Raw genomic sequence first — 26,032 nt, 5'->3', positions numbered from 1 at the left:
CCATGCCTTTAACTAAATATAGGAAGCCGGCCCGGACAGGTCGGCTATAGATGGCGGATAGCAAGCTTCATGGCAAAAAACCTGCTTATCGTCGAGTCGCCGGCTAAGGCGAAGACGATCAACAAATACCTCGGCAAGGACTTCCAGGTCCTCGCTTCCTACGGCCACGTCCGTGACCTGCGCCCGAAGGAGGGCGCGGTCGACCCGGACAACAACTTCGCCATGGCCTACGAGGTCATCGACCGCAACGAGAAACACGTCGACGCCATCGCCAAGGCCGCCAAGCTGGCCGACGACATCTATCTGGCGACCGACTTGGATCGCGAAGGCGAGGCGATCTCCTGGCACATCAGCGAGATCCTCAAGGAGCGCGGCCTGACCAAGGGCAAGACGCTGCATCGCGTGGTGTTCTCCGAGATCACGCCCAAGGCGATCAAGGCCGCCGTGGCCTCGCCGCGCCAGCTGTCGCTGGACATGGTCGATGCGCAGCAGGCCCGCCGCGCGCTGGATTACCTGGTGGGCTTCAACCTGTCGCCGGTGCTGTGGCGCAAGGTGCAGCGCGGTCTGTCCGCCGGCCGCGTGCAGTCGCCCGCGCTGCGCATGATCGTCGAGCGCGAGGAAGAGATCGAAGCCTTCGTCGCCCGCGAGTACTGGACCATCGAGGCGGCGCTGCGCCATCCGGAAGGCGACTTCAGCGCGCGCCTGACCAAGCTCAACGGCAAGAAGTTCGAGCAGTTCGACCTCACCAACGAACACGACGCGCTGGCCGCGCGCCACGCGTTGAAGCAGGCCGCGCACGGCCACCTCACCGTCAGCGAGGTGGGCAGCAAGGAACGCAAGCGCCGGCCGGCGCCGCCGTTCACCACCTCCACGCTGCAGCAGGAAGCGGCGCGCAAGCTCGGCTTTTCCACCAGCCGCACGATGAAGATCGCCCAGGGCCTGTACGAAGGCGTCTCGATTGGCACCGAAGGCAACGTCGGCCTGATCACCTACATGCGTACCGACTCGGTAGCGCTGTCGGAAGATGCGGTCGGCGAGCTGCGCCAGCTGATCACACGCGATTTTGGCGCCAAGGCGCTGCCGGATCATGCGCAGGTGTACAAATCCAAATCCAAGAATGCGCAGGAAGCGCATGAGGCGATCCGCCCGACCTCGGCCATGCGCACGCCGCGCGAAGTCGCTTCGTACCTCAACGACGAACAGCGCAAGCTGTACGAGCTGGTGTGGAAGCGCACCGTCGCCTGCCAGATGACCCACGCCACGCTCAATACCGTGTCGGTGGAATTCGCCGTGCCGCATGTGGCCGGTGGCGATGCCTCGTTCCGTTCCACCGGTACCACCGTGATCGATCCGGGCTTCCTCGCCGTGTACGAGGAAGGCCGCGACCAGAAGACCGCCGAGGACGACGACGAAGGCCGCCGCCTGCCCAAGCTCGACGTGGGCGAGAAAGTGGCGCTGCAGGACATCTCGGCCGACCAGCACTTCACCGAGCCGCCGCCGCGCTACTCCGAAGCGAGCCTGGTGAAGACCCTGGAAGAACACGGCATCGGCCGTCCGTCGACCTATGCCAGCATCATCCAGGTGCTGCTCAACCGCGAATACGTGTTCCTCGACAGCCGCCGCTTCAAGCCCACCGACGTGGGCCGTGCGGTGAGCAAATTCCTCACCGCGCACTTCACCCGCTACGTCGACTACGACTTCACCGCCAAGCTCGAGGATGAGCTGGACGCGGTCAGCCGTGGCGAAGAAGCCTGGGTGCCGCTGATGGAGCGCTTCTGGCAGCCGTTCAAGCAGCAGGTGGACGAGAAGACCGAATCGGTCGACCGCAGCGAGGCCACCGGCGCGCGTGAGCTGGGCACCGATCCCAAGAGCGGCAAGCCGGTGTCGGTGCGCCTGGGGCGCTACGGGCCGTATGCGCAGATTGGCGACAAGGACACGGACGAGAAGCTGCAGTTCGCGTCCCTGCGTCCGGGCCAGAGCATGCACACCATCACGCTGGAAGAGTCGCTGGAACTGTTCAAGCTGCCGCGCAAGCTCGGCCAGGCCGAGAACGGCGACGAAGTGTCGGTGGGCGTGGGCCGCTTCGGTCCGTTCGTGAAGCAGGGCAACACCTATGCCTCGCTCAAGCCGGAGGACGATCCGTACACCATCGAGCTGCCGCGCGCCCTGCAGATCGTGCAGGAAAAGCTGGAGATGCTGGCCAACCGGATCATCAAGGATTTCGGCAACGGCGTGCAGGTGCTCAACGGCCGCTACGGCGCGTACATCACCGACGGCGAGAAGAACGCGCGCATTCCCAAGGACCAGGAACCGAAGGACCTGACCGAAGCGCAATGCGCCGAGCTGTTGGCGGCGGCACCGGTCAAGAAGGGCCGCGGTGCGTTCAAGAAGACCGCCGCCAAGAAGGCTGCGGCCAAGAAGGAGCCGGCGGCCAAGAAGGCAGCTGCGAAGACGGCCACCAAGAAAACGGCGGTGAAGAAAGCGGCGACCAAGAAAACCGCCGCGAAGAAGACCGCCGCCAAGAAGGCCACGGCCAAGACCGCCACCAAGAAGGCCGCCACCAAGAAGAAGACCACGGCGGGCGCCTGAGTGACGGCACGCTTCGCCCTCACCCAGCTTGATGCCGCCGCTACGCTGTTGCGCAGCGGCGGGGTGCTGGCCTATCCGACCGAGGCGGTGTTCGGCCTCGGTTGCGATCCGCATAACCCGGTGGCCTTCGAGCGGCTGTTCGCGCTCAAGCAGCGGCCGCCCACCCAGGGCGTGCTGCTGATCGCGGCGGCGTTTGCCCAGGTCGAGCGCTATATCGACCTGGCCGCCGTTCCGGCCCAGGTGCTGGCGCAGGTGCGCGAGAGCTGGCCCGGTCCCTACACCTGGATCTTCCCCCGCTCGCCGGCCGTGCCTGACTGGGTGGCCGGATCCCACGCCGGCATTGCCCTGCGCGTGACGGCGCATGAACCTGCTGCCGCGCTGTGCCGGGCCTTCGGCGGCGCCCTGGTTTCCACCAGCGCCAATCCGCATGGCGAGCCGCCTGCCCGCAGCGCCGACATCGCGGCCGACTACTTCGGTCCCGCGCTGGATGGGGTTCTGGACGCGCCGCTCGGTGAACACTTACGACCGACACAGATACGCGACGCGCTCTCGGGCGCTATGATCCGTTCCTGATCGGGGCCGTAAGGACTTGCCGGGCGTTCGGCGAGGATGAACGGCTTCCGCACGCCATGAGCTCTCAGTAGGGAGTGATTCAGTGGCTACCGCGAGGATGGGGATCGTCGCGGGCTCTCTTTTCCGTCCGCAGTCGGGTCAGCGCAAGCTGGACCGGAGGGCTGACGGCCGTCGTTGGAGAACAGCTTGTCCATCGTTTTCGAAAACGTCCAACTTGAACGTTCCGAGCTCGAGCTGCCCCTGCTGGCAGCCGGCGCGGCCGATCGTCCGGTGGTCTGGCGCCAGGCACAGCCGGTAAGTGCCGCGCGCTTCATGGCGCATGTGCAGGCGGTCGCCGAACAGCTTCCCGTGGCCCCTGCCGCCGTGAACCTGTGCGAAGACCGCTACGCCTTCCTGGTGGCGTTCTGCGCCATTGCACTGCGCGGCCAGACCAACCTGTTGCCGTCGTCCCGCGCGCCGCAGGCCGTCGCCGAGGCGATGGCCGCCCACCCCGGCAGCTACGCGCTGGGTGAGCTGGCGCTGGATGCGCCGCCGGCCCATTTCCGCCATCTGCCTGGCCTGATGGATCCGCCCGCCGAAGGCGGCACGCTGGCCATTCCCGCGCTGCCGGCCGACCAGGTGGTGGCCATCGGCTACACCTCCGGCTCCACCGGCACGCCCAAGGCCAATCCCAAGACCTGGGGCAGCTTCAACGCCAGCAATGCGGGCAACCTGCGCATGCTGCACGCCTCGGTCGGCAGGCATTTCCACGTGGTCGCCACGGTGCCCCCGCAGCACATGTACGGCATGGAGATGTCGGTGCTGCTGCCCTTGCTCGATGATGTCGCGGTGCACGCCGGACGTCCCTTGTTGCCGGCCGACGTGGCGGCCGCGCTGGCCGAGATACCCTCGCCGCGCGTCCTGGTGACCACGCCGATCCACCTGCGCGCCCTGCTCGAATCGGGCGTCGCCTTGCCGCCGATCGACGCGATGGTGTCGGCCACCGCGCCGATGCCGTTGGAGCTGGCGCAGGCGGCCGAGGCGCGCTTCGGCGCACCGCTGCTGGAAGTGTTCGGTTCCACCGAAACCTGCGTGTTCGCCAGTCGCCGCTCCGCGCACGACGAACCCTGGCTGCTGTACGACGACGTGCAACTGCACCCGCAGCCGGACGGCACGCAGGTGCGCGCGCCGCAGCTCGAGCAGCCGATGACGCTGGCCGATATCGTCACGCTGCACGATGGTGGCCGCCGTTTCCGTCTGTGCGGGCGCCATTCGGATCTGCTCGATATTGCGGGCAAGCGTGCTTCGCTGGGCGATCTGACGCGCCGTCTGCAGGCCATTCCTGGCGTGCAGGATGGCGTGGTGTTCCAACTGGAGAATGGCGATGCGCTGGGTGTGCAGCGCATCGCGGCGCTGGCGGTGGCGCCGGGCATGGACGAACAGACCATCCTCGACGCGTTCCGCCAGTCGGTCGATCCGGTGTTTCTGCCGCGGCCGCTGAGGTTGGTGGAGGCATTGCCTCGGAATGAAACCGGGAAGTTGCCGAGAGCGGCATTGTTGGCATTGCTTTGAGGCCCTGACCCGCGATGCATCCCACTTCTCCCTCTCCCCTCTGGGAGAGGCCCGGGGTAAGGGGCGGCTGCTCGCGAAAGCGGTGATAGGGAAGGGCTTTGCCCCACCCCACCCCATCCTCCCGCTGAAGCTCCCTCTCATGCTGCGCTGCGAAATCTCCCCCTCGCCGCTTACAATGACGCGCTGCGCCACCCCCGGCGCTCCCCTTCGGCAGTTGGAGTTCCCATGAAAGTCCTGGTCATCGGCAGCGGCGGGCGTGAACACGCGCTGGCGTGGAAGCTCAAGCAGTCGGCACGCGTGAGCGAGGTGATCGTGGCGCCCGGCAATGCGGGTACGGCGCGCGAGAAGGGCGTGCGCAATGCCGATATCGCGGTGACGGATCTGGACGGCCTGTTCAAGCTCGCCAAGGACGAAAAGATCGGGCTTACCGTGGTCGGTCCCGAAGTGCCGCTGGTGGCGGGCGTGGTGGACAAGTTTCGCGCGGCGGGTTTGCGCTGCTTTGGTCCGCGCGCCGTGGCGGCGCAGCTGGAGGGTTCCAAGGCGTTCGCCAAGGACTTCCTGCTTCGCCACAACATTCCCACCGCGCGCTACGCGGTCTTCACCGAACTCAATCCCGCGCTCGCCCATGTGCGCCAGCACGGTGCGCCCATCGTGATCAAGGCCGACGGCCTGGCGGCGGGCAAGGGCGTGGTGGTGGCGCTGACGCTGGCGGATGCCGAGCAGGCGCTGCACGACATGCTGGGCGCGCACCAGTTCGGCGATGCCTCCGCACGCGTGGTGATCGAGGAATTCCTCGACGGCGAAGAAGCCAGCTACATCGTGATGAGCGATGGCCAGCACGCCCTGCCGATGGCCAGCAGCCAGGACCACAAGCGTCGCGATGAAGGCGACCTGGGCCCGAACACCGGCGGCATGGGCGCGTATTCGCCCGCGCCGGTGGTCACCGCCGAAGTCGAGAAGCGCATCCTCAAGGAAGTGATCGAGCCCACGCTGCGCGGCATGGCGATGGAAGGCGCGCCCTTCATCGGCTTCCTCTACGCCGGCCTGATGATCGACAAGAGCGGCGCGCCCAAGGTCATCGAATACAACGTGCGCTTCGGCGATCCGGAAACGCAGCCGATCATGCTGCGGCTGAAGTCCGACCTGGTGGACCTGATCGAAGCCGCGCTCGACGGCGAGCTGCATCACACCCACGTGCAGTGGGACCCGCGTCCCTCGCTGGGTGTGGTGATGGCAGCCGGCGGCTATCCGGGCAAGGTGCGCAGCGGCGACGCCATCACCGGCCTGGACAGCGATTTTGGTCCCGACGCAAAGGTGTTCCACGCGGGTACCCAGCTCGATGCGAAGGGCAACGTGGTCACGGCCGGCGGTCGTGTGCTTACCGTGTGCGCGCTCGGCAAGGATATCGCCGCGGCCCGCGCCAACGCCTATGCCGCCGTGGCGAAAATCCATTACGAAGGCGGCTTCTGCCGTCGAGACATCGCGCATCGCGCGCTGCACCGCAGCTGACGTCTTTGGCCGGGGCGACCTGCGTTTTCAATCCCGTTCGCAGATCGCCTTCAGCCCTCGCAGCACGTCGCCGAAATCACCCGTCACCTCCGGCCCGATGGCTTCCGCCTGCGGGCCGGTGATCTGCGTGGCATAAGTCACTTTCACGCGATGCGGCGTGAGCGCTTCGAGACGGTGATCGACCACCACGCGTGTTTCGTCGATCACCGTTTCGTCGGTGAAGCCGCGCAGCTCGTCGACCGCAATCAAGGTGCTGACGAACGCATCGGTTCCCGGTGGCTGCATGGTGAAGGTGCTGCCGGTGACAAACGGCCCGTGCAGCGCGATGCGTTCGATGCCCGCGTTCCAGCGTACCCAGCCGTGCACGTCGGCCCATACCGCCCATACCTGCGCGGGCGCGGCGTCGATCTCGATGCTTTGCTCATGCGTCCACATCGCAGCTCCTTGGCGGTGCGAAAGTCGGCTTCCTCAGCCCGGGATTTCCGGCTCGACCAGGTTGGCCAGGTGCAGCAGCGACTCCTGCCAACCCAGATAGCAGGCGTCGGTGGGAATCATCTCCGGAATGCCCTCCTGCACCACGCTCATCTCCGTGCCGCAGGAAACCTGCTTAAGGGTGATCGTGCTCTGCATCTCGCCCGGCAGGTTCGCATCGTCGAAGCGCGCGGTGTAGCGAATGCGTTCGCCGGGCACGAGTTCACGATAGGTGCCGCCGAATGAATGCGTGTGGCCGCTGGTGAAGTTGGTGAACGACATCTGATAGGTGCCGCCGACCTTGCCATCGAGATGCTGCACCTTGCCGGTGAAGCCGTTCGGCGGCAGCCAGCGCGCGAAGGCGTCGGCGTCGAGAAAGGCGCGGTAGATCTTCTCGGGCGTGGTGCGAAGCACGCGGTGAAGCTTGACGGTTCCGGTGGTCATGAGCAGCGCTCCTGTGAAGGGAAGAGCGGGCCTGTGAGTGGCCCGTCATCGATTCGACGAACGACGGCAACGCGTTTCGACATCCACTCTCAATCGCGTCGGCGCAGCGTGACATGAGTCGCGCGCTCACCGGATACGCTTTCCACGCATGCATAGCCCAGCGCCGGCAGGTCCAGGCCCTCGAACAAGGCTTCGCCACGTCCCAGCAGCACCGGGCGCACCGCGAGATGAAGTTCGTCGAGCAGCCGTGCCTGCAGATACTGGCGCACCGTGGCCACGCCGCCGCCCACGCGCACATCCAACCCGGCTGCCGCTGCGCGAGCCTGTTCCAGTGCCGCGTGGATGCCGTCGGTGACGAAATGGAACGTGGTGCCGCCGGCCATGGTGAGCGGTTTGCGCGCATGTTGGGTCAGCACGAAGACGGGCACGTGATACGGCGGCTCGTCGCCCCACCAGCCTTTCCAACTCTCGTCAGGCCATGGGCCGCGCACCGGGCCGAACATGTTGCGGCCGAGGATCCATGCGCCGATGCCGTTGAAGCCCTGCTCGGCCATGCGGTTATCCACGCCGGTTTCGCCCTCGCTGCCGCCGTGCATGCGCTGCCATGCCTGTGTCGGAAAAAACCACTCCATCAATCCGACGCCGCCCACCCCAAGCGGGTTATCCAGGCTTTGATCGGGGCCTGAGCCGTAGCCGTCGAGCGAGAGGGCAAAGCTTTGCACGCGAAGTTTCGACATGTTCTGCGGTCCGTAGCGAGCGGTCGATTAGTCGACGCATGACCCGGGAGGATTTCGACACGGCGCCGGGCTGCGATCGATCACGGACCGCAGCATGACAGAACGGGTGTCAGCGGCGCGACCGCCGCGGTTTGCGCCGCCGCGGTCGCCCGAACAACACGCGCAGTTCGTCCTTGGCGGCCTCCAGATGCGAGCGCTGGCGCGCAGGCAGCTGTTTGCCGCCGCGATTGATGTAGAAATTGAGCATCGACATGGCCGACTGAAACGGCGATGCCTTGCGTCGCTTGCTCGCCTCGGCCGAATGCTTCAACGAACGGGCGATGGCGGCGGGATCGTCCTTGGCAAAAATACCTTCCTTGAGATCGAGCGCATCGCTGCTTTCGGTCACACGCTGCGACCAGCGACGTTTGCCGCGCGCGGAGCGATGCTGGGTGGTGGAAGCCTTGGCCATGATGGATCGCCGTGACGATGGGTTGGGTGAGCTGTAACGCGAGCGCAGTCACGGCGGCGTAAGAACAGGCTTAGCAACGCGTGACGCCTCCTCGTTCCCGGCATGGCGGCTGCTATGCTGCCCGCGACACGGGGACATCCACGCCAGGCTCACCGAGCCGCCACGCCAAGACCGCGCATGAGCCAATTCAACCTGCTGGGAAGCCGACGTTTCGCGCCATTCTTCTGGACGCAGGCGCTGGGTGCGTTCAACGACAACGCGTTCCGCAACGCGATGGTCATGCTGGTGGCATTCCAGATGGGGCTGGATGACAAGACGGTGTCGCTGTACACCAATCTGGCGCCCGCGCTGTTCATCCTGCCCTACTTCCTGTTCTCCGCCACGGCGGGACAGCTGGCGGAGAAGTACGAGAAGTCGCGCATCATCCGCTACGTGAAGCTGTTCGAGATCGCCGCCATGGCGATTGCCGCCATCGGCTTCTACACGCACCACACCACCTTGCTGCTGGTGGTGTTGTTCCTGATGGGCCTGCATTCCACCACCTTCGGGCCGATCAAGTACGCCATCCTGCCTCAAGCGCTGAAGCCGGAGGAACTCGTCGGCGGCAACGGCCTGGTGGAAATGGGCACGCAACTGGCCATGCTGATCGGCATGATCGCCGGCAATTCGCTGATGCTGATCGCCGGCTTCGGCCCGATCGCCGCGTCGGCCACCACCATCTTCATCGCCGTGCTTGGCTACCTGGCCAGCCGCCGCATTCCGCCCGCGCCAGCCACGGCGCCCGAGCTGGTGTTCAACTGGAATCCGATCACCGAAACCGCGCGCGTGCTCGGCATCACCAAGCAAGACCGTCGCGTGTTCAACGCGGTGCTGGGCATCTCGTGGTTCTGGTTCTTCGGCACGGTATTGATCGCCCAGCTGCCGAACTACACGCGCCTCAACCTGGGCGGCGACGGCTCGGTCAACACGCTGGTGCTCACCTTGTTTTCGCTGGGCACGGGCGCAGGTGCGCTGTTGTGCGAGCGCATGTCGGGACGTCGCGTGGAAGTGGGCCTGGTGCCGCTGGGTGCGTTCGGCCTGACCGCGTTCGGCGTGGATCTCTATCTGGCGCACCCGCATCTGGCCACGGTGCACGGCCTGGATTGGCTGGGCTTCCTGCGCAGCCCCGGCAGCTGGCGCGTGGCAATGGATCTCACGCTGATCGGTGTGTTCAGCGGTTTCTACGTGGTACCGCTGTTCGCCTTCGTGCAGGCGCGCTCGCCGCGCGACCGGCTGTCGCGTGTGATCGCGGGCAACAATATTCTCAATGCGTTGTTCATCTGCGTGGCGTCGGGTTTTGGCCTGGCGCTGGGAGCGCTCGGTCTCTCCGCGGTGCAGATCTTCCTCGCGGCCGCCGTGCTCAACGTGGCGGTGGCGGCGTACATCTTCACCATCGTTCCCGAATTCCTGATGCGCTTCATCACCTGGGTGCTGGTGAACACGCTGTACCGCGTGCGCGTGCACGGTTTGCAGAACATCCCGGAGGAAGGTCCGGCGCTGCTCGTGTGCAACCACGTGAGCTTCATGGATCCGCTGCTGCTGATGGCGAACCTGCGTCGGCCTGCGCGTTTCGTCATGTACTACAAGATCTTCAACATCCCGCTGCTGAAGTTCGTGTTCCGTACCGCCAAGGCGATTCCCATCGCCGGGCAGAAGGAAGATCCCGCGGTGTTGCAGCGTGCCTACGATGACGTGGATGCAGCGCTCGCCGATGGCGAAATCGTGTGCATCTTCCCCGAGGGCGGCCTGACCAAGGATGGCGACATCGCGCCGTTCCGACCTGGCGTGGCGCGCATTCTCGAGCGTCGCCCGGTGCCGGTGGTACCGCTGGCCTTGCGCGGCCTGTGGGGCAGCGTGTGGAGCCGACGCGATTCGATGATGCATCGCGCGCGTTTGCCGCGTCGCTTCCGCGCACGGGTGGAACTGGTGGCGGGTGCGCCGTACTCGCCGGCCGACGCACAGTTGGAAACGCTGGAAGCGCGCGTGCGCGAGCTACGCGGCGATCTGGCCTGAGTTGCTCAGCCCATCCAGCCTGCCAGCACGATCAAGGCGACCACGCTGAGCCACGCCAGTAGCGCACGCAGCAGCGTGCCGCGCAGGCGAATCAATTCGCCCAGGGTGTCGATGCGTTCCTCGGCGTAACCGTCGCCTGCCTCGATATCCACCTGCACATCCGCACGCGCGGCCGCGCCGAGAAAACCGGGGCCCTCGACGTACCAGCTGTTCGGCGACTGCTGCTGATGCCAGCGCTTCCACGCGCCGATCACGGCATCCCAGTGACCGACCAGCGCCAGCGTGAACACCATCAGCTGCGAGGGCAGCCAGTCGGCGACGTTGGCGAAGGAGCGCGCAGCCTGGCGGGCGGCGCCATCCAGATGGAGGGACTGATCACGGCCCAGCGTCTGCGCAAGCCGATAGAGCAGCGCGCCGGCGGGCCCCAGCAGGAAGAACCACAACAGCACGCCGAAGCGCCGGCGCAACGCGGCATAGACGGTGGCTTCGCCGAGCGCGATGGCATTCCAGCTCACCGGATCGCCATCGTCGGAAAGCGCCTGTGCGGCTGCTTCGCGCGAGGGTTGGTCGGGCGCCTTGATGATGGCTTCGAGGTCCGCTTCGTAAGCGTGCGGACCGAAGCAGTACAGCAGTACCAGCAGCGAGAACGCGAGGCGGAACAATTCGCTGCCCGGCAACAGGCTGATCAGCCAGATCGCCACCAGGCACAGCACCACCGGTACGCCCAGCGTCACAGCGACGCGCGCGGGACCGCTGGTATCGCCCAGCTGCGCTACCCAGCGCCGGAATCCACCATCGCCGCGCCAATGCACGAGTTGCGGCATGACATGCACCAGACCCAGTGCGATGAGTGCGGATAGCAAGCTGACAGCCATGAACGCGTTTCTCCCGGTTGACGGGCGCATTGTAGGACAACGTGATGACGGGTCAGCGGGGGCCTGGCTCGTCATGCCGGCGCAGGCCGGAATCCAGTGGCAACAAGACCTGATTTTCGCCTCGGTCGCTGGCTGGTGGTCGATATGTTTCGCGAAAACCCAAAATGATCGCTACTGGATTCCGGCCTGCGCCGGAATGACAAATAGGAAAGGTTGCGAAAACCTCAGCCCTTGCGCTGCGCCGCCAACTCGTCCAGCTCCAACCCCGCCTGCTGGCGCAGCCAGTGTTCGAGCAGTCGATAGGACACCGACAGCGGCGGCGACGGCAGAAAGCTGCCGTCGGCGATGCCGTCGACGATGTCCTGCGGCGTGAACCAGCGCGCTTCTTCCAGTTCCTGGTCGCGCAGGCGGATGGTGCGCGAGAGGGCCTTCGCCGTGAATCCGACCATCAACGATTGCGGCAGCGGCCACGGCTGGGACGAGTGGTAATGCACCTCGCCCACGGCGACGCCCGATTCTTCCGCCACCTCGCGGCGCACGGCATCTTCCAGCGCTTCGCCCGGCTCCACGAAGCCCGCCAGCGTGGAGTAGCGGCCCTTCGGCCAGCCGGCCTGGCGACCGAGCAGGCAGGCACCTTCGTGTTCCACGATGACGATGACGGCGGCGTCGGTGCGCGGGAAATGCATGCGGCCACACTCGGCATTGGTGCATTGCGCGCGATGGCCGGAGGCCACCAGCACCAGCGGCGAGCCGCAATACGGGCAGTGGCGCGTTTCGCGCTGCCAGTGCACCAGGCCCTTGGCATAGGCGAACAGACCGGCCTCGTCGGTGGGCAACAGCAGGCCCACGTCGCGCAAGCCGGCGCGGCGCGCGCCCAGTGCCAGTTCCAGCGCGGCGGCGTGGTGCTCGTCGTCTACCGCGAGCAGAAAGGTGGGACGTTCGTCGTGCAAACCCAGGAAACTCGCCTTCACCTCGCCCAGCAGCCGTTCGCGTTCGGCGCTATCGAGCCAGCGCAACGCGGTGTCGTCTGCCCGCAGGTAGGTCTGGCCCAGCGGATCGATCAGCAGGTAACGCGCGCGGTCGGACACCGCCTGCTCGTTCACCCACATCGACTCGTCGCGCCGCTCGGCGACGCGATCGAGGATCAGGCTGAGTCCCGCGAAGGTATTGGGTCGCGACGAGGTGATGCGATCCATGCGGTGACGAATCTCAGGTCGAGAAAGAGGAGCCGCAGCCGCAGGTGGTCTTGGCGTTGGGGTTGCGGATGACGAACTGCGAGCCGCTGAGGCTTTCCGAATAGTCGATCTCGGCGCCGGTGAGGTATTGCAGCGACAGCGGGTCGACCAGCAGCGTGACGCCCTCGCGGTCGATCGCGAAATCGTCCTCGGCGCGCGCTTCGTCGAAGGTGAAGCCGTACTGGAAGCCCGAGCAGCCACCGCCGGTGATGTACACGCGCAGCTTCAGCTCAGGGTTGCCCTCTTCCTGGATCAGCTCGTGCACCTTGCGGGCCGCGGCCTCGGTAAACACCAGTGGGCTGCCGGCGCTGCGGTAGTCGGGAACGATGGGGAGGGAAACGACGGTATCCATGATGCTCAAGTGGGGATGCGACAACGCGTACGCAAGGATACCGCGATCAGGCCGGTACGGCTTCTGCGTTGCCCAAGGCCGGCGCCGGCAGTTCGCGGGGCAGCTCGGCGGTCGGGTGGCTCATGCGGCCGTTGACCTGGGCGCCGGCGGCCATTTCCAGCGTCTGGTAGTGAACGTCGCCGACCACGCGTGCTTCCGCCGCCAGTTCCAGGCGTTCGGTGGCGTGGATGTCGCCGCGCACCTGGCCGTTGATGATGGCGTGGGGGACGCGGATCTCGCCCTGCACATGGCCGCTCTCGCTGAGCGTGAACACGGCCCCAGCTTCCTCGGCGAGCACCGATCCCACGATCTGACCATCCAGGTGCAGTGCGCCGCTGAAGCGCACGTGGCCCTCGATGAGGGTGCCGCGGGCAATCAGGCTGGTGTCATGGCTGTGGCTGTTGGGCGCGCGCTCGCTGCGCTTACGGTTGAGCATCTTGTTCCCCTTGGGACGGTGTGAGATGGCCGGACAGCGCCTCACCCCAGGCGACCGTGCGGGTTACCGGGTCGTCCCCGGCGGGCTGGGCCTTGACGATCAGGCGGGTGGGCCGGAAGTCGGCGGGCAGCACGATGGTGCCCTGCAATTGTTGAAAGTATTTGAAGCGGAACGGCATGCCGTCGTGCTGGGCGGAGTCGCCCAGCGATGCCCACTCCAACTGCACCACTTTCTCGCCGCGCAGGCCTTCGACGCTCACCGTGGCATTGCCGGTCACGTCGTCGCCGCGCTTGGCGTTCTGGGTCAGGCTGAGGGTGAGGTTCCAGGCGCGCGAGTTGTCCACCGGTTGCAGGCGTACTTCCTGCACCTTGAGCCCCTCGCGTTGGGCATCGCCGCCGGTCAGGCGGGAGTAGAAGCCCAGATCGGCGCGCAGGCCGCTGATTTCCTCTTCGCGCTCGGACAGCGTCTTGCGCAGCGAGCGGGTGGCGATGTCGGTGACCTGGCCGGCGCGCTGCAGGTTCGTCACCTGCTGCTGGAGCTCGTCGTTCTGGCGGGTCAGTGCCTTGAGCTGGCGTTCGCCATTGGCGGCCGGCGCGGTATGGCGGGTGATCCCGCCGACCACGAGGCCGACCAGCACCAGGCTGACCAGCCACGCCGCGCCCAGCCACAACGCGCGCCGCCGCCCGACGGATGCGTCGTGCGGACGTACCACGAAGCGCGGTGGTGGACGTGAAGCCATGCTTGGCTATCCCGGGGAAAAGCCAAGGTATAGCCCCGCTGTGTAGAAAGCGTCAAGGAACGGCGGCACGCTTTAGGCGGCCGTCCGGGGGTGCCGAATGGCCGATCAGCTGTCGATCTTGGACTGCAGGTAGCGCTCGGCGCTAAGGTCCTTGATGAGGCTGAACTGGGTTTCCAGCCAGTCGATATGTTCTTCCTCGTCATGCAGGATGTTCTTGAACAGGTCGCGGCTGACGAAGTCGGCAATGCTTTCGCTATGGACGATGGCTTCGCGCAAATCCTTCACTGCGGCCATTTCCAGGTCCAGGTCGCCCTGCAGGCATTCCACCGGGTTTTCGCCGATGCGCAGCTTGCCCAGGTGCTGCAGGTTCGGCAGACCGTCGAGAAAAAGAATGCGCTCGACCAGGTTGTCGGCGTGCTTCATTTCCTCGATCGATTCCTTCCTCTCGTGCTCGGCCAGCTCGTCGTAGCCCCAGTCCTTGTACATGCGGTAATGCAGCCAATACTGGTTGATCGCGGTCAGCTCGTTGTAGAGGACCTTGTTGAGGAATTCGATGACTTTGGCGTCGCCCTTCATGGGAAGTCTCCTTCAGCGCAGGAGGCGACTATACGGCGAGTTTTTCAGCCATGCCGGAACGAGAATGACTAAGAGTTGCGGATGCAAAAACGCGCGACCAAGGCCGCGCGTTTCGGGGGGAATCCGGAGTTTCGCCGGGTCAGGCGATGGCAACGACCGGCAATGTCGAGAGGACGTGCTGCACGGCCTTGTCGAGTGTGGCGCGCGCTTCCTGCTCGCAGCAGCCGCAGCAATCCGAACAGCCGGTGCGAGCCTGCAGCTCGGCGAACTGTTGGACGCCCTCGCTGGCGGCCCGGCGGATGTCGCCGTCCGTGACGGCGTTGCACATGCAGATATACATGACACATATGGGAACGCAAATGCGAATGATTGTCAACTCAGTGCGCAGGCCCAAGCGGGCCAGGTGATTCAGGTGGCGTCAGGGTTGGTGAAGGACGCCAGCGGGCGAAATGCGGCTCCGACGTCGACTAAGCAGCGGAGCCGATGTCGGCGATCGTCCGGCGCTTGTCAGGCCGTGGCCGCGCCCTTGCGCGGGGTGTCGCCTGTGCCAGGGCCCTCGCGGTGCGGCAGATCGCCCAGCTGCACGCTCAGCAACGCCTCCACCAGCGGCGCGAAATGGCGCAGGGCGCGCTCGTAGACCTGTCGCTTGAAGTTGACCACATGGGCGGCCGGGTACCAGAAGTCCACCCAGCGCCAGTGGTCGAATTCCGGCTTCTCGCAGGCATCCAGCCGGAGCGCTTCCTCGCTTCCCACCAGGCGCAGCAGGAACCACACCTGTTTCTGGCCGATGCAGGTCGGGTGCTGGTGGTGGCGTACATAACGGCTGGGCAGGCGGTAGCGCAGCCAGCCACGGGTCACCCCGATCACTTCCACATGGTGGGCGGCCAGGCCGGTTTCCTCTTCCAGCTCGCGGTACATCGCTTCCAGCGGTGTCTCGTCGCTGCGCATGCCGCCCTGGGGGAACTGCCAGCCATCACGATTGACGCGGCGCGCCCAGAACAGGCGGCCGTCTGCATTGAGCAGAACGATGCCTACATTCGGACGATAGCCATCGATATCGATCATGTTGCCTCCTGAAGCCGGGCGGGTACGGCGGACAACGAAGAACCACCGCGGCTCGTGGTCGATTCAAGCACAGCGCAGGAAGGCGGGGCAACCGGGGGCCTTGAACCGAAGGGCGGCGCCCACTAAACTACCGGGCCCTGCCTGATCGACATCACGTCGACGCACTTGGCAGGCGGCACCCAAGGCTATGTAGCTCAGCCGGTTAGAGCACAGCACTCATAATGCTGGGGTCGGTGGTTCGAGTCCACCCATAGCCACCATGTTCCCGTCCATCCCTGTCCAGTGAAGTCCAGTGAGCCCAGTGCTTATAAGGGGTCTGGGCATTTCTGCGTCCATTCAAGTCCAGCAAGATCTATGGAAATCCGGGTGTGGGTGGGGGTAACTTCGGGGGTAACTGACCTACCCCCATAGGGTGTTACCCCCAATGCCGCTCACCGATGTAGCCATACGTAAAGCCAAGCCGAAAGAGAAGCCATACAAGTTGGCGGATGGTGGCGGATTGTTTGTACTGATCAATCCGAGCGGCTCGAAATGGTGGCGACTTAAGTACCGCATCCAAGGTAAAGAAAAGCTGTTGTCATTGGGTACCTATCCCGATACCAGCTTGACGGACGCGCGAGGGAAGCGTGACGAGGCGCGCAAGCTGCTGGCTGCGGGTGCTGACCCCGGTGAGCAACGAAAGGCATCCAAGGCTGCTGGAGCGGACCGGGCAGCGAACAGTTTTGAGGTCATCGCCCGCGAGTGGCTTGCGGTGAAGCAGCCTGAGTGGACGAGTAAACAGTTCGAGAAGGAGCGTGACCGGCTGCAGAATCATGCCTTTCCGCGGATTGGGGGTAAGCCTATTGCTCAGCTGGGGGTGAGCGACATCCGACCACTGCTCACGCATCAGGTTAGCCAAGGCCATATCGAGCAGGCGCATCGTCTACGCCACCAGCTCAGTCGTGTATTTCGATTTGCCGTCGCAACTGAACGAGCTGAGCGCGATCCCGCAGCTGACCTGCGCGACACGCTGCCCGCGCGTAACCCTAAGAACCACCCTACGATTACCGACCCGTCAGAGGTAGGGGAGCTGATGCGTGCGATGGAGGGCTTTACTGGGACCTTTTCGGTAAGGTGCGCTTTCAAGCTAGCACCGCTTTGGTTTTGCCGTCCGGGCGAGATACGTATGGCCGAGTGGTCGCATTTCGATCTGGATGGCGAGCATCCGACCTATAAGGTGCCTCCAGCAATCCGGAAATTGAAAAAGGCAGCAAAGGAAAACCCGGCCACTCCGCCCCACATCATTCCGCTATCTGCGCAGGCCATCGCCATTCTGCACGAGTTGCGGCTGCTTACCGGGCATGGACGCTACCTGTTTCCGGGCGCACGCGATCCGCGACGCCACATGTCTGACGGTGCCATCAACGCTGCACTGTCACGGATAGGTTACAAAGGCATCATTACAGGCCATGGTTTTCGCCATATGGCGCGCACGCTACTGGCCGAACAGGGGTGGGGCGCCGAGGCCTTGGAGCGACAGTTGTCCCACAAGGAGCAGGGTGTAGTCGGTGTCTACAACAAGGCACAGCATCTCGCCGAGCGCCGTCAGATCATGCAGGCATGGGCAGACTACCTAGATGCATTGCGTGTTGGAGGCCAAGCGGTTGCGCTCAAGAGCAGCGCTGGTTAGTGCCCAGTAGGCGCGCTCGTGATTGTGAGCTGCCATTGCCGTATCCGCCCCTCACAGTTGGGCCAAGGTGGCTAGTTGACGATCTGAAAGAAATGCACGAACATTGGGTTGACGAATCAAAGGAATTGCACAGTATGAGCTTCCCGCTGCCGTCTTCGTTCAACGTCAAGCTTTCTTCAGATCGCCTGCAAATGATAGCGAATTGGCTACTCGAGGAGCTCTACAACACGCAAGACGACTTAACGCGTGCTACCGACAGCAGTTATGGCCGTGGATGCACGACCTTCGATCGTCAGCGTAATAGGATCATTCAAGAGGCTGTCTCGGGCGATCACCCTTGGTTGGGCCTCGAAAATTCAACCTTTGCTTTGGTGTTCACCATTGGAGGCGTGCCGTGTCGTTTCAGTAACGATGATCCGGCGAATCCGAGCAAAGGTGCAGTTCTGCTGACCAATCCGTATCAGAGCAGCTTTCTAGAGTTTGTCGAAGAAGGAACTCCCGGACGTTTTTGTTTCGTGGTTGACCGGGGCTTTGATGGGATCGGTGAGCCACGTGTCGAGTTTCTCGGTTTCAGTGTCACTGGTGATCTAGTGTGTAAATGGGTTTCCGACTCTACTCGCGTGCTGTACGCGACAGGTGTGCCGGAATCCGACTCCGTCGAAGTTGGCAAGCCGCAGGTGACACCAAAGCGTCCCGATACGCCCGCCGTCACAGAGACGCCAGAAGCAGCTAGTGGCGATACAAATCCAGAGCAATGACACAGTTTATCGGCAGCAACCTTCGTCTCATTCGCCTGTATCACAATTTATCTCTTTCGGATCTCGGCGAGGACGTCGGAGTATCGAAACAGTTTTTGAGCCGGTTAGAGACCGGAGGGGAGGCTGTATCCGACAGCTTACTGAGCGGCCTCTCAGATCGCTTGCAGGTGCTACCTGACTTCTTTGGTCAGATTGACGCAAACCCTATTACTGAAGAGCAGTGCCACTTTCGAAGCCAGTTGACCACAAAGGCTGCGCTGCGGCAGAGCGCTCGCGCGCGCGGTGAGATGCTGAAACGTCTCGTTGGTGTGCTTGACGCGCACTTGGACCTTCCGAGCTATTCGGTGGGTTCGTATGAGCCGGACTCTGTAGAGGCGATTGAACGTGCGGCAGAGAGTTTTCGAGACTCGCTTGGTCTAGGGCGTGGCCCTCTAAGTAGCCTTACCCGCATAGCAGAAAATGCGGGTGCGGTAGTAATGCGAGTCCAAGGCCTAGCTTCAGAAATTGATGCAATATCGTTTGCTACTAAGCGCCCACTAATTGCATTGAACGACTGTGGGCGTTCTGGTTGTCGTCAGCGATTTGGCATAGCACACGAGCTTGGGCACTTTGCTTTGCACGTTGGTCTCCTGACTGGAGATCGGCTTACCGAGACGCAAGCGAACCGATTTGCGAGCGCACTCTTGATGCCGCGCACGACGTTTGCGAATGAGTGCAAACTCGCTACTCGCGGCAGTAGGCTCAATTGGCAAGGCCTTTCCACGCTTAAGTTGCGTTGGGGGGTTTCGAAAGCCGCGATCATCTATCGGGGGCGGCAGTTGGGCATCTTGTCAGAAGATCAGGCAAGAGCAGGTTACATTGGGCTCAAGCGTCATGGTGAAGCACTGCAGGAATTAGAAGATCATCTGGTACCGCCAGATGATCCTGAAATTGTGTCGGAAGGTCTGAAAGTGATGAAGGAACACTACGGGATTCCGGTCTCTGCGGTAGCTCGTGAAATGCGGGTGTTTCCGGCATTGCTTGGCAACCTTCTGATGACTGAAGAACCCATGCCTGCGAACAATGTCGTTAGGCTTCACGCTCGGGCTGATTAAAATTCAGGTGCGTCCGAGCTGACTGTCAAACAAGATGTTTGATATCAATGGTTCCCCAGTGCTCCTTTAGGTACTCGGCAACAAGCCTCCGATGGCAGTGATGTGGCTTATCTTCGCTGCAGAGAAGACAACCATCGGCTAGAGTCTCTGGAGGTATGCGCTTCTCGATCTCACGCTTGCGCATGAGATCGAGAAATTTTCGCTCGTATACCATCCAGTCGCCTTTATTCTTCTTGTACTCGTCAAGGATGTCCTGCGTTGGCGCGAGCTCAGGGAGATGTACGTACCCAATATCACAGACTTCCCGGAGGAAGAACTCCAAGTCATTTCGTTTCGCGAAGCCGGCCAGTTGAGACACGTTGTTTAGTCTCACATCAACAACGCGCTTTGCACCAGATCGCTTGAGTTTGCCGAAGAATGATTCTGCGGTTTTCTTGGTGAAACCGATTGTAAAGAGATTCAAGGGTTCACCTGCTCAGCTAGGGATGCATCGACGTAGGCCACCTTCTGTTCTCGCAATTTGTAAGCCTCATCGAGCAATTGAGTCCGAGTTCTAAACATATCTTCCTGCGGTAATCCAACCATATCCAGCAGTCTAGACGTCGTGGCATCTTGAGCTTCTAGTCCCCCATTTGACAAAATGTGCACGATCGACACCGATTGTGCCTCAAGGGCTCGACTCACGAGCAATGTGCGATGGCAATCCAGCGGCTCTTTTTCGGCGCACATGAGCGCGATGCGATACTTCTTTGCGCCGACTACTACGCGATCGATGCCGGATTTGAAAAGAGAGGTCTTTGCTAGCCGCGAGTACTGAACTCGGCCGTCTTCGTAACATGACGGATCGTTCGATCGGGCGCCCAATTCTTTCCCCATGAACACGTAGACGATGCCGGCACGAGCTAGCTCGGCAGACAAAAGTTCCTTATTGAACTGAGGATTGTGTCTACTAAAGGGGCTTGAGCGTACATCTGCAATAGCGGTGACGCTGCTGCGCTTCAACAGAGCGATGAATCGCTCTATTGGATGATTCGAGTGGCCGACGGTTAAAACCGTTAGACCTGAGTCGTGACTTATCACTGCACCTGTGCTCTTTGAATGATCGCGGCGGCTAGCTTGTAGCGATGTCCCTCGAAAGGTTCTCCCAGACTTACGCAGACCAAGCTCTCACCAAGCGGGTAAGTACCATTCTCTCGTGCCAAGTACTGCCTTTCCAGATGCGGGTCCGTCACCGAAATCCAGTAGTTGACCCCGTTGTAAGCGAACTTCGCCTGAACCTTGCGCTTAGGAACTCCGCGATTTGCACCCGGCGCAAAAATCCTTAGCTCAACAGCCGGTACGCGGATGAGATGTAGCGATTGAGGTAGCGCATCTGCAAGCGCTGTAGCCACCCTATCGTTGAGTCCATGAACTGTATGGTCGCCGTTGTGCCACAGAGTCCTCGGGCTCTCAGCGAAATTTTCAGCCTCAAGCCAGCTCGCTTGCCCGACTTTTTCCCAGTACTCGTGCGGCTCTAGAAGCCAATTTTCGGTCTGGCATGCGTGTGGTTGATGCTCAACTAACGGCACATTAATGATGTCCAGTACCCGAGGGTCGGTACCATCGGCGTACTGCCGTTCGTACTCTGAGACTTCTTGTGTGGGACGGTCGCTGATAGGGCGAATCCATGGCCCCGCCGTGCCGTTCACAATCTGTCTACCAGCGATGCAGCGTCCGGCCATCTTCTTCGAGTTGGCTAGACACAAAATCTTTTTAGTAACCATTAGCAATCTCCCCTGTCCTTGTCCTTGAGATCCGGCGCTCCAGCTGCGCCGGGCGTTGCTAAATGTATACCTTCCGAGAGCCGACCAACGACCTATCAAAACTCATATCATAATGATAACATCAAATCATCTAAGGAGATTTGATAAATGAGCGAGGTTGTGGGGTACGCGCGAGTCAGCAGCTTTGGGCAAAGCTTAGATATCCAACAGGACAAACTGAAAGCATTCGGCTGCACGAAGATCTTTGCCGAAAAGCGGTCAGGAAAGCAGGCTGATAGCCGGCCAGAGCTTCAAGCATGCCTCGTGTTTCTTCGCGAGGGGGACACCCTAGTCATCACGAAATTAGACCGTATGGCCCGATCGGTGCTCGATCTAGCCAAGATTGCCGAGCTCCTTAACAAGAAAGGGGTGGCACTAAAGGTTTTGGATCAGGCCATCGATACAAAGACGTCCGAAGGTCGGTTGATGTTTAGTCTCTTGGGTGCCTTTGCCCAGTTCGAGAATGACATCCGAGCGGAGCGGCAGGCAGACGGAATCGCCAAGGCCAAACAGAAGGGCGTGGCCTTTGGACGGAAGCGAGCGCTGACGCCTGAGCAATGCAGCCGGATCAGGACGCTACGGGAAGAAGAGAAATTCTCTGTTCCGCAGCTGGCTGAGCGCTTCAACGTCGGGCCTGCAACGATCTACAGGGCGCTAGGAGTTCATGGACCAGATACCAGTACTAGCTCATGAGCGCAGGCGTGGCGCGGGAAAGATGCGGTTAACGTGATTCAGAGCGGCTATTGGGATATGTTCGGCCAGAATCTCCGGGGGGAGTGCAGGACAAAATCGCGCGTGCTCCCTCACGTATCTAATGGAACGAGGATGTTGAATGGCACGCACAACAAAGACCGTTTGGTACAAACGCGCTCGGTTCGGAAGTGATGGCAAGGGCGCTGGACAGCAAGATCTTCAATCAGTTTTGGCGACCGCTTTAGCGAAGATCGCTGACCCGACAGACAGGCTGCGGGCACCAACCACCGATGGCGGGCAAAGTATGGTTATCAATCGCTACGCAAAGCGATTGAACATGCTGGTAGGTCAATTCATTAGCTTTACAGCGGGTCAACAGCAACCCGTTGTCACTATAAGTAAAGGGGTGAAGGAATTTGACCTGACTTCGATAGTGGCGACCCAGTCATCTGCCGTAAGGAAGGAGTTCGTTGATGGGATGGGTTTTTTTGCCATTCATGGAAATCATGTTCTCCTCGCCCAATCGAAGTCTCTGGGATCGCGCGAGTTTGAGGCATATTTGAACTGGCTCCTCATCGAGACGTCCCAAGTGCTAGCTAACGACGTCATTGTGACTGTGGCGGATCAGCCAAGCACAGCAGTCATGCGAAAAGTCGCTCAGAAGAAGCTTCGAGGCGTGACCGTTGGGACACCGTTGAAGCCAGTCGCAGTCGCTGAGAAAAGCGGCAAGGATCATGTCTTGCAGTATGAAGCCAGCGGCGAGGGCTTCGATACCCTCCGTGGTCTTTTTGGCGCCGACATTTTTGACAAGATCAACCTTACCGAAGCACTGGACTCAGATAATGTCTTTGTCCAAGTCACGATCCGCGTAAAGGGCAAGCGCACCGTGAGTGACGACACTCACAAGATGCTCGACGCACTAGCAACAGCCGCAAGGCATATGTCACCTGACGACATTGCCATGGAAGTTCAGGGCGTGGGCACCGTAAAAGGTGATGAGATAAAGATACATAAAACCGTCATAGTAGATGTGCTTGCGGAGGGTGGCTTGGTTAAAGAAGACGACCTTTGGCAAAAACTTCACGAGTGGCTCTGCGAGCTGATCGAGCGCAAGCAAATACCGGCATGAGAAAAGCCGTAAACATTCTGGCGTTGCTTTTTTGCGGCTTCGCTTCCGCTGCGCTTGCTTGGCTATCGGTGCGATATCTTGGCTTGGAGAATGTTCGCTCGGCCCTTCGGTTTGCGACCGCCCCAGCTGTATTTCTGGGCGGCTTCGCCGCGACCCTTCTCGGCAAGGTGCACGATCTTACAGAAATATCCGGCATGCCCGTGCATATCATCGACAGAGTTACGCCAAAAGTGAGAGCAATCCACATCAGGCTGTGGATGTTGATTGCACTAATCGCAATGGCCACAGTCGGTGGCTGGATCGTTGCCTCTGTAGATGCCAATTACGCAGCTGCGCACTTCTGGGTCTCCTATGCATCCATCTCCTGTCTAGCCATCATGATCGCCGTGACCATCGTTGAGATGATCTACCTACCCATGCTTCACATGGACTACTCGAAATTCCGCATGAGAGCAATTCGCGAGTACCGTGATGCACAAACACGGGAGGAAACGCTGAAAAAACTCAGGGGGAGTGAGTAGTCCAAGCCGATTCCCTTGGAGGGAGTGCAGCTGCGCAATGTTAGCCTTCGGCTCAATGCGGGCAATCCTAGAGACCAGAAAGTCGTATCTTGCAGCCGTGACCAACCATCATGGCGGCAGGAAATGGCGAGATGATCACTGTGCCGACAGTCATTGAATCACCTCGAACAACAGCGGCTGATGCCATCGCGTCTGCATCTAGCTTCGACACGGTAGGAACGGCCGCACGAACGAGCTGGCTGCAAATCTGAGTCAGAAAGGCCACCCCCATCGCCCGTCCTTTGGTCGGGCCATACGAAACCACTTGAGCGTCGTAATCGCCGTAGGAAAATGTTTCCCAGCGATCAAAGGCTAGTGGCATCGAGAAATAGTGGTTGCCACGGAACCGTACTTCCTGCACTTCGGAAATCTTATAGTCGTCGTTGGCAAGGGCGTTGTAGCGATGAGCAAATGTCTTTGCGTCAGGGAAGGCGGATTCGTCCTTACTCTGAAGTAGCCCGGCTACTCCGCCGCTATCGCTCGTGGATGTACTTGAGCCGCTGCAACCCGAAAGGGCTACCAGCGTGCCAGCTAGCGCAAACATCAATGTCCGGTCCTTCATCCTCACTCCTTCAGAATGCGCACACGCTAGAAATCGCTGTTTAGGCTTGCCTGTGCGACGAAAAAATAGCGGTCCCAAAGAAACCCAAACTTGCTTTGTCCGTTCTCGAATTCGAGAACCGCGGCGAGGCTCCCCTCAGGCTGCGCCGATGCCTCTCTGAGCTGTCTAAACGGCCTAGCTTCCGGTGACCAGAGTATTGGCGCAGCTCGGGCAGCGAAGCCGGTACTTCTTAGCTTCCCATCTGAGTACGCTGAGTACAGAGAACACGATGAAGCCTCCCCAGAATCCCATGGGAACAACGAGGCACACGAGCGCCGCCAGAATCATCACGACCGCACACGCTCGGTAAGTCAGATACCAAGGCACGATCGTGTCCATTACCCCCATACGCCCCGTGTACCCGCATTCAAGACAGGTGACTGTCCTGTACTTGTCGTAGCCCTTCAGGTTGTACCGTATCTGTTCGGGGATCTCGGGCTCGCTTGTTGCCCTTTCGCCGCTGGAAGCGCTGGAAGGCTGGCTACCCACAGGAGCCGTTGTTCCGCTCCCTCCGTTTAGCAGGTGTGCCTTCTGCTGATGGAATTCATCCTCAGTGAGGAGCCCTCGATCCTTGAGGTCGGAAAGCTTCAGGATTTCGTCTGCTACTGAATTCATTGAAATCACTCAATGTGCGGTTTGCAGGAGCTGGGCATAAAGCGCGAGCGTCGACCGATTTTGTCGTCCATCCTCCCCCTGTCTAAGCGACCGGATGTGCCCATAGACCCTTGGGAAGATCGCCCCAGTTGAGGCGGTACTTCTGCTTTGCAGGCAATATTCTATAAGCGACTAGTCAAATTGGGACTATTCTAGAGCAGACTTTAGCGTGGCTTGACCTCTATGGGCAAGATCCATGTCTGCGTCTACTCACCACAACCATTACCAGCTGTTGCTAGCCATGTTGAAGGTGACTCGCCAGAGCAAAGGCGTGACGCAGATTGAGCTCGCGGCAAGGCTGGGAAATACCCAGACCTTTGTGTCGAAGATGGAGCGAGGTGGAAGAAGGCTAGATGCGATTGAACTGATCGAGGTCTTGGAGGCGTTAGAAGTGGACCCTAAGGCTTGGCTCGATCAGTTCATCATCGAGCGCAAAAACGCTCAGAAGCGCGTCAAATCGGCACGAAAAATCTCGATGCAATGATGCTTGCAAAGGTAGGTCGTGGGCGCTTGAAATAGATTACATAATACAGAGCACTATTCGCGGCAGACTTGATCGGGCCTAAGGTCTCCGAGACTCTGCAATTTCTGCAGATGTGTATACACAATGATCAACCATTGCTCGCATCTCATGTATAAAAGATGGTCATCATGATGATCTGTGCTACATAGATTCCCATGGTATCCATCGACTGCATCAATACTTTTTGGCAATAGAAGATCAAGAGGGAGCGTCACCCCCAGTGCTAACTGGTCTGCCTCTGTGTCACAGGTGAAGTGGATCTAGCCCTTAAATCACCGTCCGAACGACACAAACTTCCAAAGAACAGCGTCGGTATTTTGTTGGCAAGTCTTGAGCGCATAGTTGATCAATCTATCTTGGTCATCACTTGTCTTGATTTCTACGAACCAACCGTCATCCTTCGGGCAATAAACGGCTGGATCTCCACAGCGTTGATCTGACTTTGTCCATAGCTCGCGAATGGTCTCCTTGTGGTTACATGGGTAGTCAGGTAGCTGCATGAAGCAATGGATGTGGATACCTTCTTCCGGAGTAAGCAAGGCAGCGTAGGAGTCGCCTTGATGGTACTTTTCGACGATAGGGACCATGGGGAAGCGCTTAGTCGAATTCCTGCCGAAGAAGGCGCTTTTGAGGCCGTAGGCGTACGTACCAAAGATCTTTTCCGCTGCGGTGAAGCTGACCTCCTTCCTGAAGCTGTAAGTGATGAAGGCATTCACCTTCGCTTCGCGAAGCCAGTTGATCGCCGAGCGTTGTAGATCCGTATCGATTCGGGAGCTTGTAGCTATTTCCATTTCAATATCCATAGGCAGCCAATTTTGTTGCTACCTATGAACTATGTATCGAACTTTCAAAATT

The 26,032-nt window shown here is 61.0% G+C and carries 30 protein-coding genes and 1 tRNA gene; 13 read left to right on the top strand and 18 right to left on the bottom strand.

What is annotated here, in order from left to right; all coding sequences use genetic code 11:
- Window positions 1–69 precede the first annotated feature (69 nt).
- From ISP20_RS03620 to purD, 4 genes are all read left to right on the top strand, one after another.
- On the top strand, window positions 70–2,589 hold the full coding sequence (locus tag ISP20_RS03620; protein ID WP_204634709.1) for a DNA topoisomerase I: 2,520 nt from the start codon (window positions 70–72) through the stop codon (window positions 2,587–2,589).
- Window positions 2,590–3,162 (top strand): L-threonylcarbamoyladenylate synthase type 1 TsaC, encoded by a 573-nt coding sequence (gene tsaC, locus ISP20_RS03615; RefSeq protein WP_204634708.1) that lies wholly within the window; start codon window positions 2,590–2,592, stop codon window positions 3,160–3,162.
- Between the two features lie 243 nt (window positions 3,163–3,405).
- Window positions 3,406–4,713: an AMP-binding protein gene (locus ISP20_RS03610; RefSeq protein WP_239535325.1), complete on the top strand. Its 1,308-nt coding sequence runs from the start codon at window positions 3,406–3,408 to the stop codon at window positions 4,711–4,713.
- A 225-nt stretch (window positions 4,714–4,938) separates the two neighbouring features.
- The gene (purD, locus tag ISP20_RS03605) at window positions 4,939–6,222 is read left to right on the top strand and encodes a phosphoribosylamine--glycine ligase (protein WP_204634706.1); all 1,284 of its coding nucleotides are present in this window, start codon (window positions 4,939–4,941) and stop codon (window positions 6,220–6,222) included.
- Window positions 6,223–6,249: 27 nt separating this feature from the next.
- On the opposite strand, the gene ISP20_RS03600 is transcribed toward purD, so the two are convergent.
- From ISP20_RS03600 to ISP20_RS03585, 4 genes are all read right to left on the bottom strand, one after another.
- Entirely contained in the window at window positions 6,250–6,657 is a 408-nt protein-coding gene (locus ISP20_RS03600; protein ID WP_204634705.1) for an SRPBCC family protein, read from the bottom strand.
- 33 nt (window positions 6,658–6,690) lie between these two features.
- The gene (locus ISP20_RS03595) at window positions 6,691–7,137 is read right to left on the bottom strand and encodes an SRPBCC family protein (RefSeq protein WP_204634704.1); all 447 of its coding nucleotides are present in this window, start codon (window positions 7,135–7,137) and stop codon (window positions 6,691–6,693) included.
- 89 nt (window positions 7,138–7,226) lie between these two features.
- The gene (locus ISP20_RS03590; protein WP_204634703.1) at window positions 7,227–7,874 is read right to left on the bottom strand and encodes a dihydrofolate reductase family protein; all 648 of its coding nucleotides are present in this window, start codon (window positions 7,872–7,874) and stop codon (window positions 7,227–7,229) included.
- Between the two features lie 109 nt (window positions 7,875–7,983).
- On the bottom strand, window positions 7,984–8,325 hold the full coding sequence (locus ISP20_RS03585) for a DUF3175 domain-containing protein (RefSeq protein ID WP_204634702.1): 342 nt from the start codon (window positions 8,323–8,325) through the stop codon (window positions 7,984–7,986).
- Window positions 8,326–8,502: 177 nt separating this feature from the next.
- Between ISP20_RS03585 and ISP20_RS03580 the strand changes: the two genes are divergently transcribed.
- A complete protein-coding gene (locus tag ISP20_RS03580; protein ID WP_204634701.1) occupies window positions 8,503–10,377 on the top strand; it encodes an MFS transporter in 1,875 nt (624 codons plus the stop codon).
- Between the two features lie 5 nt (window positions 10,378–10,382).
- Here ISP20_RS03580 and ISP20_RS03575 read toward each other — a convergent pair whose 3' ends face one another.
- The 8 genes from ISP20_RS03575 to ISP20_RS03540 all read right to left on the bottom strand — a co-directional run bounded on the left by ISP20_RS03575 (window position 10,383) and on the right by ISP20_RS03540 (window position 15,694).
- Entirely contained in the window at window positions 10,383–11,252 is an 870-nt protein-coding gene (locus tag ISP20_RS03575) for a cobalamin biosynthesis protein (RefSeq protein ID WP_204634700.1), read from the bottom strand.
- 224 nt (window positions 11,253–11,476) lie between these two features.
- Window positions 11,477–12,448: an NAD(+) diphosphatase gene (gene nudC, locus ISP20_RS03570; protein ID WP_204634699.1), complete on the bottom strand. Its 972-nt coding sequence runs from the start codon at window positions 12,446–12,448 to the stop codon at window positions 11,477–11,479.
- Window positions 12,449–12,461: 13 nt separating this feature from the next.
- Window positions 12,462–12,839, bottom strand: a complete 378-nt coding sequence (gene erpA / locus ISP20_RS03565; protein WP_204634698.1) for an iron-sulfur cluster insertion protein ErpA — start codon at window positions 12,837–12,839, stop codon at window positions 12,462–12,464.
- A gap of 46 nt (window positions 12,840–12,885) precedes the next feature.
- A complete protein-coding gene (locus tag ISP20_RS03560) occupies window positions 12,886–13,314 on the bottom strand; it encodes a bactofilin family protein (protein WP_204634697.1) in 429 nt (142 codons plus the stop codon).
- Window positions 13,301–14,053, bottom strand: a complete 753-nt coding sequence (locus tag ISP20_RS03555) for a DUF6776 family protein (protein ID WP_204634696.1) — start codon at window positions 14,051–14,053, stop codon at window positions 13,301–13,303. Before ISP20_RS03555 ends, ISP20_RS03560 begins: the two co-directional genes overlap by 14 nt.
- Before the next feature lie 105 nt (window positions 14,054–14,158).
- On the bottom strand, window positions 14,159–14,629 hold the full coding sequence (bfr, locus tag ISP20_RS03550) for a bacterioferritin (protein ID WP_204634695.1): 471 nt from the start codon (window positions 14,627–14,629) through the stop codon (window positions 14,159–14,161).
- 139 nt (window positions 14,630–14,768) lie between these two features.
- Window positions 14,769–14,969, bottom strand: a complete 201-nt coding sequence (locus ISP20_RS03545; RefSeq protein WP_204634694.1) for a (2Fe-2S)-binding protein — start codon at window positions 14,967–14,969, stop codon at window positions 14,769–14,771.
- A 167-nt stretch (window positions 14,970–15,136) separates the two neighbouring features.
- Complete coding sequence (locus ISP20_RS03540; protein WP_204634693.1) at window positions 15,137–15,694, bottom strand: RNA pyrophosphohydrolase; 558 nt, start codon at window positions 15,692–15,694, stop codon at window positions 15,137–15,139.
- Window positions 15,695–15,877: 183 nt separating this feature from the next.
- On the opposite strand from ISP20_RS03540, the gene ISP20_RS03535 reads away from it, so the two are divergent.
- The 4 genes from ISP20_RS03535 to ISP20_RS03520 all read left to right on the top strand — a co-directional run bounded on the left by ISP20_RS03535 (window position 15,878) and on the right by ISP20_RS03520 (window position 19,215).
- A tRNA-Met gene (locus ISP20_RS03535) sits at window positions 15,878–15,954 on the top strand.
- Window positions 15,955–16,118: 164 nt separating this feature from the next.
- The gene (locus ISP20_RS03530; RefSeq protein ID WP_204634692.1) at window positions 16,119–17,363 is read left to right on the top strand and encodes a tyrosine-type recombinase/integrase; all 1,245 of its coding nucleotides are present in this window, start codon (window positions 16,119–16,121) and stop codon (window positions 17,361–17,363) included.
- Between the two features lie 134 nt (window positions 17,364–17,497).
- Window positions 17,498–18,121 carry a hypothetical protein gene (locus ISP20_RS03525; RefSeq protein WP_204634691.1) on the top strand — a complete coding sequence of 208 codons (624 nt, stop codon included), beginning with the start codon at window positions 17,498–17,500 and terminating at the stop codon, window positions 18,119–18,121.
- Window positions 18,118–19,215: a helix-turn-helix domain-containing protein gene (locus ISP20_RS03520; RefSeq protein WP_204634690.1), complete on the top strand. Its 1,098-nt coding sequence runs from the start codon at window positions 18,118–18,120 to the stop codon at window positions 19,213–19,215. The genes ISP20_RS03525 and ISP20_RS03520 overlap by 4 nt, the downstream gene beginning before the upstream one ends.
- Before the next feature lie 25 nt (window positions 19,216–19,240).
- Here the strand turns inward: ISP20_RS03520 and ISP20_RS03515 are convergent, their stop codons facing one another.
- The 3 genes from ISP20_RS03515 to ISP20_RS03505 are packed head-to-tail and all read right to left on the bottom strand — an operon-like array spanning window position 19,241 to window position 20,978.
- Complete coding sequence (locus ISP20_RS03515; protein ID WP_204634689.1) at window positions 19,241–19,678, bottom strand: DUF488 domain-containing protein; 438 nt, start codon at window positions 19,676–19,678, stop codon at window positions 19,241–19,243.
- The gene (locus ISP20_RS03510) at window positions 19,675–20,295 is read right to left on the bottom strand and encodes a DUF488 domain-containing protein (protein WP_338030960.1); all 621 of its coding nucleotides are present in this window, start codon (window positions 20,293–20,295) and stop codon (window positions 19,675–19,677) included. Before ISP20_RS03510 ends, ISP20_RS03515 begins: the two co-directional genes overlap by 4 nt.
- Window positions 20,292–20,978 (bottom strand): dual OB domain-containing protein, encoded by a 687-nt coding sequence (locus ISP20_RS03505; protein WP_204634687.1) that lies wholly within the window; start codon window positions 20,976–20,978, stop codon window positions 20,292–20,294. Before ISP20_RS03505 ends, ISP20_RS03510 begins: the two co-directional genes overlap by 4 nt.
- 147 nt (window positions 20,979–21,125) lie before the next feature.
- Between ISP20_RS03505 and ISP20_RS03500 the strand changes: the two genes are divergently transcribed.
- The 3 genes from ISP20_RS03500 (at window position 21,126) to ISP20_RS03490 (ending at window position 23,360) form a co-directional block, all read left to right on the top strand.
- Entirely contained in the window at window positions 21,126–21,710 is a 585-nt protein-coding gene (locus ISP20_RS03500) for a recombinase family protein (RefSeq protein ID WP_204634686.1), read from the top strand.
- Window positions 21,711–21,849: 139 nt separating this feature from the next.
- Window positions 21,850–22,839: a hypothetical protein gene (locus ISP20_RS03495; protein WP_204634685.1), complete on the top strand. Its 990-nt coding sequence runs from the start codon at window positions 21,850–21,852 to the stop codon at window positions 22,837–22,839.
- Complete coding sequence (locus tag ISP20_RS03490) at window positions 22,836–23,360, top strand: hypothetical protein (RefSeq protein ID WP_204634684.1); 525 nt, start codon at window positions 22,836–22,838, stop codon at window positions 23,358–23,360. Before ISP20_RS03495 ends, ISP20_RS03490 begins: the two co-directional genes overlap by 4 nt.
- 67 nt (window positions 23,361–23,427) lie before the next feature.
- Here ISP20_RS03490 and ISP20_RS03485 read toward each other — a convergent pair whose 3' ends face one another.
- Together ISP20_RS03485 and ISP20_RS03480 are read right to left on the bottom strand one after the other, a co-directional pair.
- A complete protein-coding gene (locus ISP20_RS03485) occupies window positions 23,428–23,961 on the bottom strand; it encodes a hypothetical protein (RefSeq protein WP_204634683.1) in 534 nt (177 codons plus the stop codon).
- A 174-nt stretch (window positions 23,962–24,135) separates the two neighbouring features.
- Window positions 24,136–24,615, bottom strand: a complete 480-nt coding sequence (locus ISP20_RS03480; protein ID WP_204634682.1) for an SHOCT domain-containing protein — start codon at window positions 24,613–24,615, stop codon at window positions 24,136–24,138.
- A 280-nt stretch (window positions 24,616–24,895) separates the two neighbouring features.
- Between ISP20_RS03480 and ISP20_RS03475 the strand changes: the two genes are divergently transcribed.
- Window positions 24,896–25,138, top strand: a complete 243-nt coding sequence (locus ISP20_RS03475) for a helix-turn-helix domain-containing protein (RefSeq protein ID WP_239535298.1) — start codon at window positions 24,896–24,898, stop codon at window positions 25,136–25,138.
- 311 nt (window positions 25,139–25,449) lie between these two features.
- Here the strand turns inward: ISP20_RS03475 and ISP20_RS03470 are convergent, their stop codons facing one another.
- Window positions 25,450–25,980, bottom strand: coding sequence for a hypothetical protein (locus tag ISP20_RS03470; RefSeq protein ID WP_204634680.1), 531 nt, complete (start codon window positions 25,978–25,980; stop codon window positions 25,450–25,452).
- Between the last annotated feature and the right edge of the window lie 52 nt (window positions 25,981–26,032).

This window comes from Dyella kyungheensis (genome assembly GCF_016905005.1).
GTDB lineage: Bacteria > Pseudomonadota > Gammaproteobacteria > Xanthomonadales > Rhodanobacteraceae > Dyella > Dyella kyungheensis.
This window is presented reverse-complemented; position numbering and strand designations above follow the sequence as displayed.

Bases quoted from the DNA above. Each gene is read 5' to 3' on its own strand.
- ISP20_RS03620 (WP_204634709.1), top strand. From the start codon at position 70: ATGGCAAAAAACCTGCTTATCGTCGAGTCGCCGGCTAAGGCGAAGACG.
- purD (WP_204634706.1), top strand. From the start codon at position 4,939: ATGAAAGTCCTGGTCATCGGCAGCGGCGGGCGTGAACACGCGCTGGCG.
- ISP20_RS03600 (WP_204634705.1), bottom strand. From the start codon at position 6,657: ATGTGGACGCATGAGCAAAGCATCGAGATCGACGCCGCGCCCGCGCAG.
- ISP20_RS03595 (WP_204634704.1), bottom strand. From the start codon at position 7,137: ATGACCACCGGAACCGTCAAGCTTCACCGCGTGCTTCGCACCACGCCC.
- ISP20_RS03590 (WP_204634703.1), bottom strand. From the start codon at position 7,874: ATGTCGAAACTTCGCGTGCAAAGCTTTGCCCTCTCGCTCGACGGCTAC.
- ISP20_RS03585 (WP_204634702.1), bottom strand. From the start codon at position 8,325: ATGGCCAAGGCTTCCACCACCCAGCATCGCTCCGCGCGCGGCAAACGT.
- ISP20_RS03580 (WP_204634701.1), top strand. From the start codon at position 8,503: ATGAGCCAATTCAACCTGCTGGGAAGCCGACGTTTCGCGCCATTCTTC.
- ISP20_RS03575 (WP_204634700.1), bottom strand. From the start codon at position 11,252: ATGGCTGTCAGCTTGCTATCCGCACTCATCGCACTGGGTCTGGTGCAT.
- nudC (WP_204634699.1), bottom strand. From the start codon at position 12,448: ATGGATCGCATCACCTCGTCGCGACCCAATACCTTCGCGGGACTCAGC.
- erpA (WP_204634698.1), bottom strand. From the start codon at position 12,839: ATGGATACCGTCGTTTCCCTCCCCATCGTTCCCGACTACCGCAGCGCC.
- ISP20_RS03560 (WP_204634697.1), bottom strand. From the start codon at position 13,314: ATGCTCAACCGTAAGCGCAGCGAGCGCGCGCCCAACAGCCACAGCCAT.
- ISP20_RS03555 (WP_204634696.1), bottom strand. From the start codon at position 14,053: ATGGCTTCACGTCCACCACCGCGCTTCGTGGTACGTCCGCACGACGCA.
- bfr (WP_204634695.1), bottom strand. From the start codon at position 14,629: ATGAAGGGCGACGCCAAAGTCATCGAATTCCTCAACAAGGTCCTCTAC.
- ISP20_RS03545 (WP_204634694.1), bottom strand. From the start codon at position 14,969: ATGTATATCTGCATGTGCAACGCCGTCACGGACGGCGACATCCGCCGG.
- ISP20_RS03540 (WP_204634693.1), bottom strand. From the start codon at position 15,694: ATGATCGATATCGATGGCTATCGTCCGAATGTAGGCATCGTTCTGCTC.
- ISP20_RS03530 (WP_204634692.1), top strand. From the start codon at position 16,119: ATGCCGCTCACCGATGTAGCCATACGTAAAGCCAAGCCGAAAGAGAAG.
- ISP20_RS03525 (WP_204634691.1), top strand. From the start codon at position 17,498: ATGAGCTTCCCGCTGCCGTCTTCGTTCAACGTCAAGCTTTCTTCAGAT.
- ISP20_RS03520 (WP_204634690.1), top strand. From the start codon at position 18,118: ATGACACAGTTTATCGGCAGCAACCTTCGTCTCATTCGCCTGTATCAC.
- ISP20_RS03505 (WP_204634687.1), bottom strand. From the start codon at position 20,978: ATGGTTACTAAAAAGATTTTGTGTCTAGCCAACTCGAAGAAGATGGCC.
- ISP20_RS03500 (WP_204634686.1), top strand. From the start codon at position 21,126: ATGAGCGAGGTTGTGGGGTACGCGCGAGTCAGCAGCTTTGGGCAAAGC.
- ISP20_RS03495 (WP_204634685.1), top strand. From the start codon at position 21,850: ATGGCACGCACAACAAAGACCGTTTGGTACAAACGCGCTCGGTTCGGA.
- ISP20_RS03490 (WP_204634684.1), top strand. From the start codon at position 22,836: ATGAGAAAAGCCGTAAACATTCTGGCGTTGCTTTTTTGCGGCTTCGCT.
- ISP20_RS03485 (WP_204634683.1), bottom strand. From the start codon at position 23,961: ATGAAGGACCGGACATTGATGTTTGCGCTAGCTGGCACGCTGGTAGCC.
- ISP20_RS03480 (WP_204634682.1), bottom strand. From the start codon at position 24,615: ATGAATTCAGTAGCAGACGAAATCCTGAAGCTTTCCGACCTCAAGGAT.
- ISP20_RS03475 (WP_239535298.1), top strand. From the start codon at position 24,896: ATGTTGAAGGTGACTCGCCAGAGCAAAGGCGTGACGCAGATTGAGCTC.
- ISP20_RS03470 (WP_204634680.1), bottom strand. From the start codon at position 25,980: ATGGATATTGAAATGGAAATAGCTACAAGCTCCCGAATCGATACGGAT.